Origin of the sequence: Rhodococcus sp. B10 (assembly GCF_011770055.1) — a bacterium.
Classification (GTDB): domain Bacteria; phylum Actinomycetota; class Actinomycetes; order Mycobacteriales; family Mycobacteriaceae; genus Rhodococcoides; species Rhodococcoides kyotonensis_B.
In genome coordinates this window covers 105,015-116,133 of record NZ_JAAFYV010000015.1, presented here as the reverse complement: position 1 = coordinate 116,133, position 11,119 = coordinate 105,015, and the positions used below count along the sequence as shown (strand labels likewise).

The window sequence follows — 11,119 nt, the reverse complement described above, 5'->3', positions numbered from 1 at the left end:
GCGGGGTAGGGGTCGGCGTCAGCATGATGCGGTGAAGATGGTGTTTCGGCAGATGTTGGCGTCGGGGCAGATGGGTCGGCATCGGGGGTTGCCGGTGACGGCGGTGGTGTCGATGTCGTGGAAGGATTTCGAGGCTGGTACTGGTCATGCGGTGACGGCGACGGGGTCGTTGGTGAAGATGCGTGATGCCATTCGAATGGCATCGCATGCGCATCACTATCTGGTGTTGTTCGATGAGCAGGAGCGGCCGTTGCAGTTGCGGCGGACCAAGCGGATTGCGTCGGAGGATCAGCGGATCGTGTTGATCGCGGCCGATCGTGGGTGCAGTTTTCCTGGTTGTACTCGTCCGGCGACGTGGTCGCAGGTCCATCACGTGACGGAGTGGGCGGCCGGTGGTAATACCGATATCGAGGATTTGACGTTCGGGTGCGATCAGCATCATCGGCTTGTCGGGTCCGGGGAGCATGGGTGGGCGACGACGAAGGCTGGTCCTGGGCATCGGTATGCGGGGCGTACGTTGTGGCATGCGCCGGCGTCGATCGATCCGAGCCGGAGGGGGCGGGTCAATCATTTTCATCACCCGAACGAGTACATCTATCCCTGCCCGGAGGTTCCGCTACCGGACATGCCTGCGCCGGATAGCCCTGCGTCGGGTGTGCCTATGTACGAGGCGGACACGCGCGCGGCCTGCCAGCCCGAGCCCCTCCAGCCCGAGCCCGAGCTTTTCGATGACATTCGCGACGATCAGGCCACCCGGTCCGATGCGGGAACACCCGGTGGGCAGCCGGCGACCGGGGTGTCGGGCGGTAGAGGATCTGCGGGCGGGCCGGATTCGGTTGGTGGGGAGGTCGATCCACCGGCCGCCTGATCGGCGGCGGCTGGGGTGGTGGGCTGCAGGACGGCCCGCCCCAGCTGAGTCCGGCCGACCACCACATCCTGCACCCAGCGGCACACAGAGCATGACGTGTGCCGCCTACAGTCGTGCTCTGAGAACGTCGGTGCGCTCGCCGACTGTGGCTGCGCATAACCAGGCGTCGAGAACAGCTGTCAGAAGTCCCGTTCCACGCGCAGGGTCCCGATAGTCGTTGCGAGACCGTCGTATTGCGCGACGAGGAACAGGAATTCGATCATCTGCCGCTCGTCGAACTCCTGCGACAGTGCCTTCCATGTCGGGTCGGACAAATCCTTGGTGTCGAGCAATTCGTCCGTCGCGGCAAGAATGACACGGTGCTTGGGGCTGAGACCCTCGGCCGTCGGCCCCTCGTGCACGAGAGCCAGCAGCTCTGCCGTCACGCCGAAGCGACGTCCGATACGGCTGTGATGATCCATCTCGTAACCGCAGTCGCGCAGATACGCGATCCGGTTGATCACCAATTCCGTTTCCTTGGGCGGGATTCGGCCACCCGGCATCATTCGACCACTGAAGATCAGCCAACCCCGGAACAGCCCTTTGGCGCGACCGACCGTGCTGAACAGATGCGCATCGGGCGTCCCGGCGACTTTCGACAGGACGCGACACAGCACCCAGTTGATCGGGCCGAGTTGCTTGAAAGAACCGGTCGGAATCCGAGGTGTGCTCATCGGCCCGACGCTACCTGCGACGCCTACCGCGCACCACGTTTCCTGTGAACAAGAGCGTGTGACTCGTCGATCAGATCTTCGACGAGACCGTCGGGCACATCGCCGTCGAGCCGAATGGTGACCCAGTGACGCTTGTTCATGTGGTAGCCCGGCACGATGTGCGTGTGTTCGCCGACGAGCACCTCCGCGTGCTCGGGCGCGCACTTCAGTGTCACTCTGTCGTTGCCGTCGTCACCGGCTCCGAGCACGGCGAAAATTTTCCCGCCGGTCTTGTAGACAGAGGTCTCGGGACCGAATGGGTGGGTGAGCTCGGCGTCCGGCAGCGCGACGCAGTGCGCGTGCACGCGTCCGGACGTCGTCACGACTTGCGCCAGTGATCGAAGCGATTCTTGATGTCCGACGCGACATCACCGATCCCGTTCCCGACGGCGTCGACAGCCCCGGTGAAACCACTGCCGAGGTCACGCAGGGTCCTGATCAGCGGGTCTTCGGACGTGTCGAAGCTCTGTTTGTAACTCTTGGCTGCAGAGCGGAACTCGTCGCCGACCTTCGCCTCGTGGTCCTGCGACTTGCGCGGATATCCCCCACGAAGAACAGCCGCGTATTTGCCGCTGTCGACCCACTTCTTCAGCTCTGCTGCACGAAGAACCGAGAACGGGTGCGACAGCAGTTCGATGTTGAGCAGCTTCAGCACGCCGTCGCGCAGGTCGCCGCTGGCCTCGTACTCGGCTGCCTGCGCGAGGAACGCATCGATGTCGATTTCGCTGATCCGCGCGCCGCCCGCAAGTTTGAGTTGCACTCGCAACGCGGTGTGCACGTCCTGCCCGCACAGCAATCCGGCTCGGTCACCCGAAAGTTCCGATTTGCGTTGCCATTCCATGAGTCCGGCGATGATCGCGCGAAGTGCCCAGCCGCCCACCGGGATCCAGCCGATCGTTCCGGCCAGACGCATCAGGTGCATGAGAATGGTGCGGTACACAGCATGGCCGGACAGAGCGTGACCCAGTTCGTGTCCGACGACGAATCGCTGTTCCTCGTAGGTGAGGATGTCGAGCAGGCCCGTCGTGACGACGATGAACGGCCGGTCCATACCGATCGTGAACGCGTTGACGACAGGCGACTGCAGCACGAACATCTCGGGAGTCTCGGCGGCGCCGAGGATCTCGACGCAGTCGGCGCGCAGATCGTCGAGATCCTTGAACTGCCTGCTGTCGACGCGCACCGACGTCGCCAGATACATCAGTCGGTGCTGACGTTCCTGCAGTAGCCCGGACAGTGTGCGGAGAACCGTGTCGAAGCCCTTGAGCGTGCGCAATGTGACCAGCGCTGCTCGGTCGGAGGGGTGTTCCCACGCCCGAGAACTGATGTCGGGGAACTCGATGCGCGTGCGATCCGGTGCTGCCGTCAAGCCATTCTCCCAGCGTCACGGGTGTCAACGAACATAATTCGTCGTTCAAAGTATCAGTAAAGACGTCGCACGGCAGGCATGAAGCGCTGCTGAGGTGATGCTTAGGCTAACCTACATCCCGAAACCGGTCGATGAACGAAGGATTGAACGTGGCAAGTTCGACAACGCACTTACGAGCATTCGCGATCGTCATCGCGACTGCAGCGATGACAACGCTGATGACGGCCTGTTCGTCGGCAGACGCGGGCGAGGCGCAGTCCGACAGTGAGAGCAGCACTCGCGTCGTCGACCATGCTCGTGGGACGACCGAAGTACCTGCGTCGCCGCTGCGTGTCGTGACGCTCGAACCGGTCGAGCTCGACACGGCCGTCGCACTCGGGGTGATCCCGGTGGGAACCGCGGTGCTCAGCGAAACGACGGGTGTGCCCGCGTACCTCGGTGCGGAGGCTGCGGACATCACACCGATCGGTACCGTCGCCGAACCGCGGATCGAGTCGATCGCTGCGCTGCAGCCCGACCTGATCCTGGGAACCGAAACGCGGCACGGCGAGTACTACGAGCAGCTCGCGGCAATTGCACCGACGGTGTACATGGCGTCGCAGTCCGATCCGTGGCAGGACAACGTCCGTCTCGTCGGGCGCACGCTGGGACGCGAGGGCGAAGCCGAGGCCCTGCTCGGCGACTATGCGGAGCGGTGCGACGACATCGCCGCGAAGCACGACACGGCAGGCAAGACCGCGCAGCTCATCCGCCCGCGGAACGACCAGCTGACGCTCTACGGTCCGCTGTCCTTCGCAGGCAGCACACTCGAATGTGCGGGCTTCACGACGCCGCCGCGTCCGGAGTGGGCCGACGAGATCTCCGTCGACCTGTCGCCGGAGCTCGCCGCGCAGGCTCGGGCCGATCTGATCGTCGTCACCGCGACGAATCCGGCTGACCCAGCGGCGATTCCGGCGGCTGTCACGGAAAATGCTGCGGCATTACCGAACCCGCACGCCGTCGATCAGTCCTTCTGGATCACCGGCGTCGGGCCGAAGGGCGGACAGGCAGTGCTCGACGACATCGACCGGATACTGACCGAGCAGAACTGAACGGTCAATTCTGCACGGACAGTGCGAATCTCGCCATCGACAGCGCTTGGGTAGCGCGATCGATGACGACGTTCTGCGACAGGTCGATGTGCGACGACAACAATGCCCGGGCCGCGTCGAACTTCCCTGCCAACACCGCCTCACCGATGGCGATGTGCTCGTCGATGGTGTCGACGACACTGTCGCGTGCGACATAGCCGAACAAGCGGACCGGCCGGATCCGGGCGTTGACCGTCTCGAGAGCGTCGGCGAGTGCTCGGTTTCCCGCCGACCTAAGCAGTGTGACGTGGAACAGCTCGTCCTGGGTGACGAAGTCGACGTCCGGTTCGGGCGGCGTGGTGCGCAAGCGTTTCCACTGTTCGACGACCGGTCCGAGCATGTGCGGGTCGTGTGGGACCGACCCGGCGGCGACGCGCGTGATTCCCTGCAGCTCCAACGTCGTTCGCAGTTCGTACAGGTCTGCGAGGTCACCGACGTGCGGGCGATAGGGGTACAGCCCGTCGTCGCCGCGCATGACGAGGCCGTCGGCCAGAAGCCGTGCGAGCGCCTCACGCACGGGTGTACGTGAGACGCCGTAGAGCTCTGCGAGTCGTTCCTCCCCGAGCCGTTCGGTTGCCGGGATCGCGCCGGAGACGAGGTCGCGTCGCAGTGAGAGATACACCTTCTCACGAAGGTCCCTGCGTGGCATGGGCAGTCGCGATCAGATCGCCATCGCCGCACGCACGTCGGCCTCGGAGTCGCTACCGCCGGTGCCGGACGACGTGATGCGGCCGGCTTCGAGGATGTAGTACTGCTGCGCCGACTCGAGCGCGAACCCGATGTGCTGCTCCACCAGGAGAACTCCGAGACCGCCGCGACGGGTGAGCTCGAGGATGGTGCGTTCGATCTCGGCGACAACGGACGGCTGAATGCCCTCGGTCGGCTCGTCGAGAATGAGCATCTTCGGCTCGGTGATGAGGGCGCGCGCGATCGCGAGCTGCTGTCGCTGCCCACCGGAGAGCAGGCCTGCGCGGCGGGTGAGCAGATCCTTCAGTGCCGGGAACAGGTCGAGCGCTTCGTCGATCAGGGCCTTGCCGCGCTTACGGCCGTCGGCAACGACCTGCAGGTTCTCGGCTGTGGTGAGTTGCCCGAACGACTGTTGCCCCTGGGGGACGTACGCGAGCCCGCGGGCGACGCGAGCGCTCGGCCGCAGGGCCGTGACGTCGGCCCCGTCGAACATGATCTTGCCCGAGCCGACCTTCAGCAGACCGACCGCAGCGCGCAGAAGCGTCGTCTTGCCTGCGCCGTTGTGCCCCATGACGGCAGCGACACCGTCGGCGGGGACGGTCAGCGACGCGCCGTGGATGACTTCGCTGCGGCCGTAACCTGTTCGTACGTCGACGAGTTCAAGCATCTCCTGCCCCTTCTTCTGCGATCTGGTCGAGTTCCTCGCCCGCCGCGGCGGTGCCGAGATAGACCTCCTGGACTTTCGGATCCGCCTGGACCTCGGTGACGGTGCCCTCGGAGAGAACACGACCACCCGCGAGGACGGTGACGGAGGTGGCGAACGCGCGCATGAAATCCATGTCGTGTTCGACGACGACCACCGTGCGCTCACCGCCGATTCGCCGAAGCAGTTCGCCGGTCTCCTCGCGTTCCTCGTGACTCATGCCGGCGACGGGCTCGTCGAGCAGAAGTACATCGGCGTTCTGTACCAACAACATTCCGATCTCGAGCCACTGCTTCTGGCCGTGCGCGAGGATTCCGGCCGGCTTGTCGCGGTGCTTTTTCAAGCCGATCGTCTCCAGCGCTTGTTCGATCTCGGCGCTGACGGCCTTGCGCTTGCGCAGCATCGTCGACCATGAGCGCCCGGCACCGGCCGCGATGTCGAGGTTCTGCAGGACGGTGAGCTGCTCGAAGATGCTGGCGGTCTGGAACGTTCGTCCGACACCGAGGCGTGCGATCTGATGGACCTTCTTCCCGATCAGCTCGACGCCCGACTTCGTGACCGATCCCGTCGCCGGAACCAGCCCGGTGATGGCGTCGATCAGCGTGGTCTTGCCTGCACCGTTCGGGCCGATGAGAAACCGCAGATCACCCTGCATCAGCGTGAGATTCACGTCGGTGTTGGCCTTGAAGCCGTCGAAGCTGACCGTCAGGCCACGCACTTCGAGGTACTGGCTCGACATGCCGGCGTTGCCGCCGAACGTCGGCTGGTGACTGTCGGTGTGGATCATTTGACCAGCTCCTTCTCTTCGACGTCGACGACGGATGCTTCGTCGGCTTTCTTGCGACGCCTCAGTGCGAACAAGCCCGCGACACCTGCCGGGAAGAATCCGACGACGACGATGAACAGCAGACCCTGCGCGTACGTCCATCCGGACGGGAACTGTTCGGACAGCGTGGTCTGTGCCCACGCGACACCGAGCGCGCCGAGGACGGGGCCGAGCAGCGTGGTGCGGCCACCGATCGCGACGCCGATGAGGAACGCGATCGACGGGACGATACCGACGTCGTTGGGGGAGACGATGCCGACGATCGGAACGAACAGTGCGCCTGCAAGACCCGCGAAGAATGCCGCGGTGACGTACGCGACGATCTTGATGTTGGCCGGGTCGTATCCGAGGAAGCGGACGCGCTCCTCCTGGTCGCGGACTGCGACGAGCAATTCCCCGTAGCGCGAGTACATCAACTGGCGGGTGATCGCGACGACTGCGAGCAGCACACCCGCCGCGATGAAGAACAGCATCTGTTTGTTGGCCGGATCATTGAGATTGAATCCGAAGAAAGTCCGGAAACGGTTGAGTCCGTTCGAGCCTCCGGTGCTCTGTTGCCCGATGAGGAGGATGGCGAACGCGGCGGCGAGTGCCTGGCTCAGGATCGCGAAGTACGCGCCCTTGACGCGACGCTTGAACACACCGAGACCGAGGACGAGCGCGACCAGACCGGGAACGAAGAGGATTCCGAGGATGGTCACCAGTGGCGACTGGAACGGAACCCAGTACGACGGCAGTTCGCGGATGCCCGCGATGGACATGAAGTCCGGCACTGCGTCACCGCGGAGGTCGGCGTCGGCGATCTTCAGGTGCATCGCCATGATGTACGCGCCGAGGCCGAAGAATACGCCCTGCCCGAGCGTCAGCATTCCGCCTCGGCCCCAGGCCAATCCGATGCCGACGGCGACGATCGCGTAGCAGATGAACTTGCCGAGCAGGTTCAGTCGGAAGTCGCTGAGGACAGCGGGAGCGACGGCGAACAGGAGAATGGCGGCGACGGCGAACCCCAGCCAGGCGCCACGTTTCTGGACGAAGGTACTCACACCAAACTCCTTGTCTTGACCGCGAACAGTCCCTGGGGGCGGACCTGGAGGAAGATCACGATGAGGACGAACAGGACGACCTTGGCGATCGAGGCCGTCGTGTTGTACTCGATGAACGAGTTGACGATGCCGAGGGTGAACGCGGCGATCACCGCGCCCTTGATCTGGCCGAGGCCACCGACGACGACCACGAGGAACGCGTCGATCAGATAGCTCTGTCCGACAGTCGAACTCGTCGATCCGATGAGAGTCAGTGCGACACCCGCGATGCCGGCGAGGCCGGAGCCGATGAAGAACGTCGAGATGTCCGTCGTACGGCTGGAGATGCCCGACGTCTCCGCGAGATCGCGATTCTGGACGACCGCGCGGATGCGTCGACCCATCGGGGTGGTCTTGAGTGCGAACGACAGAGCGACGACGCACACGACGGCGAGGACGAGAATGAAGATGCGGGTCTTCGGGACGACGGCCCCGAGGATGTCGACGCCGCCCGACAGCCAGCCGGGCGAGACGACGTTGACGGCAGGAGCACCGAAGATGTCCCGGGCGAGCTGCTGAAGAATCAGTCCGACGCCGAACGTGACGAGCAGCGTGTCCAACGGACGGTGATACATGCGTCGGATCAACGTGACCTCGAGCAGAACGCCCATGGCGCCGCCGACGAGGAATCCGACGATCAACGAAATGAACAGCGACGCACCGCCGGCGGAGATGACTTGCTGTACGACGTACGCGGTGTACGAACCGGCCATGATGAACTCACCATGTGCCATGTTGATGACGCCCATCTGGCCGAACGTCAGCGACAGTCCCAGTGCGGCGAGCAAGAGGATAGAACCGATCGACAGGCCGGTGAACAGCTGCCCGACAACGACATCCATGTGTGGCTCCTTCGGGAGGCGGCGTCGCCGCACGTGCGCGCGAATGTATAGCCCGCTACACATTCGCGCGCACGGGGGCGCAGCCGCAGTATCAGTTGAGGTCGGCGGCCCAGTCGTAGGTCTCCAGGAACGGGTCGGGCTCGATCGGAGCCGGCGACTCCCAGACGGTGTAGATCAGGCCGTCGGGGCGGATCTCACCGATGCGCGCAGTCTTCGAGATGTGGTGGTTGTCGCCGTCGATCACGACCTCGCCTTCGGGTGCGGCGAAGCTGACGCCGTCGGCTGCGTCCTGAATGTCGTTCACCGCGAACGAGTTTGCCTTCTCGACGGTGTTCTTCCACAGGTAGACCGACGTGTACGCGGCTTCCATCGGATCGGACGTCGGCTTGTCGGCGCCGTACTTGGCCTTGTAATCGGCGACGAACGTCGTGTTCTCCGGGGTGTCGACGGTCTGGTAGTAGTTCCACGCCGTCAGCTGGCCCGCGATGTTCTGTGCGCCGATGCCCGCGACCTCTTCTTCGGCGATCGACACCGAAATGACCGGCATGTCAGCAGCATTCAGCCCGGCATTGGTGTACTCGCGGAAGAAGGCGACGTTCGAGTCGCCGTTCAACGTGTTGAACACGGCGTCGGCGTCGGCCGCGCGCACCTTGTTGACGATGGTCGAGAAGTCGGTCGAGCCGAGCGGGGTGTAGTCCTCGCCCTTGATCTCGATGCCGTTCGCCGCCGCGTACGCCTTGATCTCTCGGTTGGCGGTCTGCGGGAAGACGTAGTCGCTACCGACGAGGTAGAGCGAGGTCTTTCCCTGTTCTTTCAGGTAGTCGAGCGCGGGGATGATCTGCTGGTTCGTCGTCGCACCCGTGTAGAAGATGTTGTCCGACGCCTCCAGACCCTCGTACTGAACGGGGTAGTAGAGGAGTGCGTCGTTGTCTTCGAATACCGGCAGCATCGCCTTGCGCGACGACGACGTCCAGCCGCCGAAAACTGCTGCGACACAGTCGCTGCTGATCAGCTTCTCGGCCTTCTCGGCGAACACGGTGGGCTCGGACGCTCCGTCCTCCGACACGACCTGAATCTGCTTACCGAGCACGCCGCCGGACGCGTTGATCTGCTCGACGGCCAGTGCGATCGAATCACGCACCGTCACTTCGCTGATGGCCATCGTGCCGGACAGCGAGTTCAGCGACCCGACCTTGATCGTGTCACCGGAAGTGTCGACGCAGGACTGCGCAGAGGAGCCACCGTCGCTCGACGCCGTGTCACTCGCCCGGCTGCCGCACGCGGTGAGAGTCAAGCCGACCATCGCCAGCGCGGCCGGAACGACCAGCGCCCGGGTGGCGAACTTGCTGGAAGGAAGAGCAGGCATCGCGGACGCCCTTTCGCTTGTATACGGAGTTGTATTCGCGATTGGGAACAGTAAAGGCCGTGTATTGCGCAGGTATTTTCTACGGTCACGAGTTCGTTTCGTGGATTACGTGGCTGTAAACAACCGTTCCGGTGCCCGATCCGGCCCCGATTTACCCTCCTGTTGTGCGGTCTGCAGGCCCGTGGGCGCACAACAGGAGGGTAAATTTCCGCCGATGACAAGTGGGGTTGACATTCCATGACAAGTCCGCTTGACTTTTACGCATGACCACCGCATCGAGAACCAATTCGGTGCGCGACCACCGCAAGGCGGCACGGCTGACGCAGGCGGAGCTCGGAAAGGCCTGCGGTGTCAGCAGGCAGAGCATCGTCTCCGTCGAAGGCGGTGATTACGCGCCGAGTGTGTACCTGGCGCTGAAACTTGCACGGGCACTGGGAACAACCGTCGAGACCCTGTTCGATCTGGAGGAATCATGAGTGCGTTCACGAAAACCATGCGTTTCGTCGGCGATCTCGACGACGAATTCTACGACGACGAACGCCAGCGCGATGTGTGGAACGAGGCGTCGGCGATCGGATTTCAGCTCTTCGTCTGGACATCCTTGATCGTCGCGTGCCTGCTCCCGTTGCTGTTCGGCGTCGCCGGTAGTTGGATTGCGTTGGGGCTGTTGGCGGTCTATCTGACGATCGCGTCGACGGTCCTCGCGTACGCGAAAGCCCGCGGGATCGACATGTACGCGTCGCAGAGCCTGATGCGTGTGCGCGTTCTGCTGCCGTGCGGAATCTACTTAATCGCAGCATTTTCCACGATGATCACGCTCGCGTCGGAGTATCTCGACGGAGTCGGTTCGGCACCGTTCGTCGGAATGGCATTGGGGGCCTTGATCGGTGGACTCGGTGGCGTGTACGCCGTGATGCGACGCCGACGGCTCGTGCGAGAGCAGGAAGCCCGCGACGACGAAGCCGAGCTGAACGAACTCGTGAAGGAGCAGTCGTGAACGCCTTCGTCAGAACCATGCGTTTCGTCGGCGACCTCGACGACGAATTCTACGACGACGAACGCCAGCGCGATGTCTGGAACGAGGCCTCCGCCATAGGTTTTCAGTTGTTCCAGTGGGCTTCGCTGATCGGCGCTGCCGTCCTGCCGTGGGTTTCGGGGAGTACGGGCGCCCGGGTGTCGCTGGGAATTCTGGTGACGCTCACGGTGATCAACCTGCTCACCGTCGCGTATTCGGCAGCCCGACGCGTCAATCTCTACACCGCGGCGAAGGTCAACCGTGTGCGCGGGCTCGTGGTGGCGGCGCTACTTGCGTTCGGTTACGTCTCGGCGCTCGTGAAACTGCAACCGGAGACGTTCTCCGACGCCAGTTCCTGGGCAGGCGGGGTCGTCGGGGCCGTCGCCGGGGGAGGACTCGTCGGAATCGTGATCTGGCGGATGAAGCGTCGAAACGCGAAGTTCGAGAACGAGGAAGTCTGAGAGCCCACCTGTACCGTC

At 63.8% G+C, this 11,119-nt stretch carries 14 protein-coding genes; 5 read left to right on the top strand and 9 right to left on the bottom strand.

The features are described 5' to 3' along the window. Nucleotides 1–868 (top strand): HNH endonuclease signature motif containing protein (locus RhoFasB10_RS12420; RefSeq protein WP_167676587.1); only part of this gene is annotated, 868 nt, incomplete at its 5' end. A 179-nt stretch (nt 869–1,047) separates the two neighbouring features. Here the strand turns inward: RhoFasB10_RS12420 and RhoFasB10_RS12415 are convergent. From RhoFasB10_RS12415 to RhoFasB10_RS12405, 3 genes are read right to left on the bottom strand one after another with little or no spacing between them, the layout of a single operon-like run. Further along, entirely contained in the window at nt 1,048–1,581 is a 534-nt protein-coding gene (locus tag RhoFasB10_RS12415) for a carboxymuconolactone decarboxylase family protein (protein ID WP_114328065.1), read from the bottom strand. Nucleotides 1,582–1,604: 23 nt separating this feature from the next. Then, complete coding sequence (locus tag RhoFasB10_RS12410) at nt 1,605–1,943, bottom strand: MmcQ/YjbR family DNA-binding protein (RefSeq protein WP_346764384.1); 339 nt, start codon at nt 1,941–1,943, stop codon at nt 1,605–1,607. Continuing rightward, on the bottom strand, nt 1,940–2,989 hold the full coding sequence (locus RhoFasB10_RS12405; RefSeq protein ID WP_167676585.1) for a M48 family metallopeptidase: 1,050 nt from the start codon (nt 2,987–2,989) through the stop codon (nt 1,940–1,942). Before RhoFasB10_RS12405 ends, RhoFasB10_RS12410 begins: the two co-directional genes overlap by 4 nt. 218 nt (nt 2,990–3,207) lie before the next feature. On the opposite strand from RhoFasB10_RS12405, the gene RhoFasB10_RS12400 reads away from it, so the two are divergent. Then, nucleotides 3,208–4,080 carry an iron-siderophore ABC transporter substrate-binding protein gene (locus RhoFasB10_RS12400; RefSeq protein WP_240931064.1) on the top strand — a complete coding sequence of 291 codons (873 nt, stop codon included), beginning with the start codon at nt 3,208–3,210 and terminating at the stop codon, nt 4,078–4,080. Nucleotides 4,081–4,084: 4 nt separating this feature from the next. Here RhoFasB10_RS12400 and RhoFasB10_RS12395 read toward each other — a convergent pair whose 3' ends face one another. The 6 genes from RhoFasB10_RS12395 to urtA all read right to left on the bottom strand — a co-directional run bounded on the left by RhoFasB10_RS12395 (nt 4,085) and on the right by urtA (nt 9,625). Further along, nucleotides 4,085–4,768 carry a GntR family transcriptional regulator gene (locus RhoFasB10_RS12395; protein WP_167676583.1) on the bottom strand — a complete coding sequence of 228 codons (684 nt, stop codon included), beginning with the start codon at nt 4,766–4,768 and terminating at the stop codon, nt 4,085–4,087. A 12-nt stretch (nt 4,769–4,780) separates the two neighbouring features. Further along, the gene (gene urtE / locus RhoFasB10_RS12390; RefSeq protein ID WP_167676563.1) at nt 4,781–5,473 is read right to left on the bottom strand and encodes an urea ABC transporter ATP-binding subunit UrtE; all 693 of its coding nucleotides are present in this window, start codon (nt 5,471–5,473) and stop codon (nt 4,781–4,783) included. Then, nucleotides 5,466–6,296: an urea ABC transporter ATP-binding protein UrtD gene (gene urtD / locus RhoFasB10_RS12385; protein ID WP_167676561.1), complete on the bottom strand. Its 831-nt coding sequence runs from the start codon at nt 6,294–6,296 to the stop codon at nt 5,466–5,468. Before urtD ends, urtE begins: the two co-directional genes overlap by 8 nt. After that, nucleotides 6,293–7,378 (bottom strand): urea ABC transporter permease subunit UrtC, encoded by a 1,086-nt coding sequence (urtC, locus tag RhoFasB10_RS12380; RefSeq protein WP_114328075.1) that lies wholly within the window; start codon nt 7,376–7,378, stop codon nt 6,293–6,295. The genes urtD and urtC overlap by 4 nt, the downstream gene beginning before the upstream one ends. Beyond that, a complete protein-coding gene (gene urtB, locus RhoFasB10_RS12375; protein WP_068429505.1) occupies nt 7,375–8,259 on the bottom strand; it encodes an urea ABC transporter permease subunit UrtB in 885 nt (294 codons plus the stop codon). The genes urtC and urtB overlap by 4 nt, the downstream gene beginning before the upstream one ends. A gap of 91 nt (nt 8,260–8,350) precedes the next feature. After that, entirely contained in the window at nt 8,351–9,625 is a 1,275-nt protein-coding gene (gene urtA / locus RhoFasB10_RS12370) for an urea ABC transporter substrate-binding protein (RefSeq protein ID WP_167676559.1), read from the bottom strand. 263 nt (nt 9,626–9,888) lie between these two features. On the opposite strand from urtA, the gene RhoFasB10_RS12365 reads away from it, so the two are divergent. Genes RhoFasB10_RS12365 through RhoFasB10_RS12355 form a run of 3 tightly spaced genes read left to right on the top strand, consistent with a single transcriptional unit; the run spans nt 9,889 to nt 11,101 of the window. Next, a complete protein-coding gene (locus RhoFasB10_RS12365; protein WP_068429501.1) occupies nt 9,889–10,101 on the top strand; it encodes a helix-turn-helix transcriptional regulator in 213 nt (70 codons plus the stop codon). After that, entirely contained in the window at nt 10,098–10,622 is a 525-nt protein-coding gene (locus RhoFasB10_RS12360) for a hypothetical protein (protein ID WP_167676557.1), read from the top strand. The genes RhoFasB10_RS12365 and RhoFasB10_RS12360 overlap by 4 nt, the downstream gene beginning before the upstream one ends. Continuing rightward, complete coding sequence (locus RhoFasB10_RS12355) at nt 10,619–11,101, top strand: DUF2029 domain-containing protein (RefSeq protein ID WP_167676555.1); 483 nt, start codon at nt 10,619–10,621, stop codon at nt 11,099–11,101. The genes RhoFasB10_RS12360 and RhoFasB10_RS12355 overlap by 4 nt, the downstream gene beginning before the upstream one ends. The last annotated feature ends 18 nt before the right edge of the window (nt 11,102–11,119 follow it).

Bases quoted from the DNA above. Each gene is read 5' to 3' on its own strand.
- RhoFasB10_RS12415 (WP_114328065.1), bottom strand. From the start codon at position 1,581: ATGAGCACACCTCGGATTCCGACCGGTTCTTTCAAGCAACTCGGCCCG.
- urtD (WP_167676561.1), bottom strand. From the start codon at position 6,296: ATGATCCACACCGACAGTCACCAGCCGACGTTCGGCGGCAACGCCGGC.
- RhoFasB10_RS12360 (WP_167676557.1), top strand. From the start codon at position 10,098: ATGAGTGCGTTCACGAAAACCATGCGTTTCGTCGGCGATCTCGACGAC.
- RhoFasB10_RS12365 (WP_068429501.1), top strand. From the start codon at position 9,889: ATGACCACCGCATCGAGAACCAATTCGGTGCGCGACCACCGCAAGGCG.
- RhoFasB10_RS12395 (WP_167676583.1), bottom strand. From the start codon at position 4,768: ATGCCACGCAGGGACCTTCGTGAGAAGGTGTATCTCTCACTGCGACGC.
- urtA (WP_167676559.1), bottom strand. From the start codon at position 9,625: ATGCCTGCTCTTCCTTCCAGCAAGTTCGCCACCCGGGCGCTGGTCGTT.
- RhoFasB10_RS12400 (WP_240931064.1), top strand. From the start codon at position 3,208: ATGACGGCCTGTTCGTCGGCAGACGCGGGCGAGGCGCAGTCCGACAGT.
- urtE (WP_167676563.1), bottom strand. From the start codon at position 5,473: ATGCTTGAACTCGTCGACGTACGAACAGGTTACGGCCGCAGCGAAGTC.
- urtB (WP_068429505.1), bottom strand. From the start codon at position 8,259: ATGGATGTCGTTGTCGGGCAGCTGTTCACCGGCCTGTCGATCGGTTCT.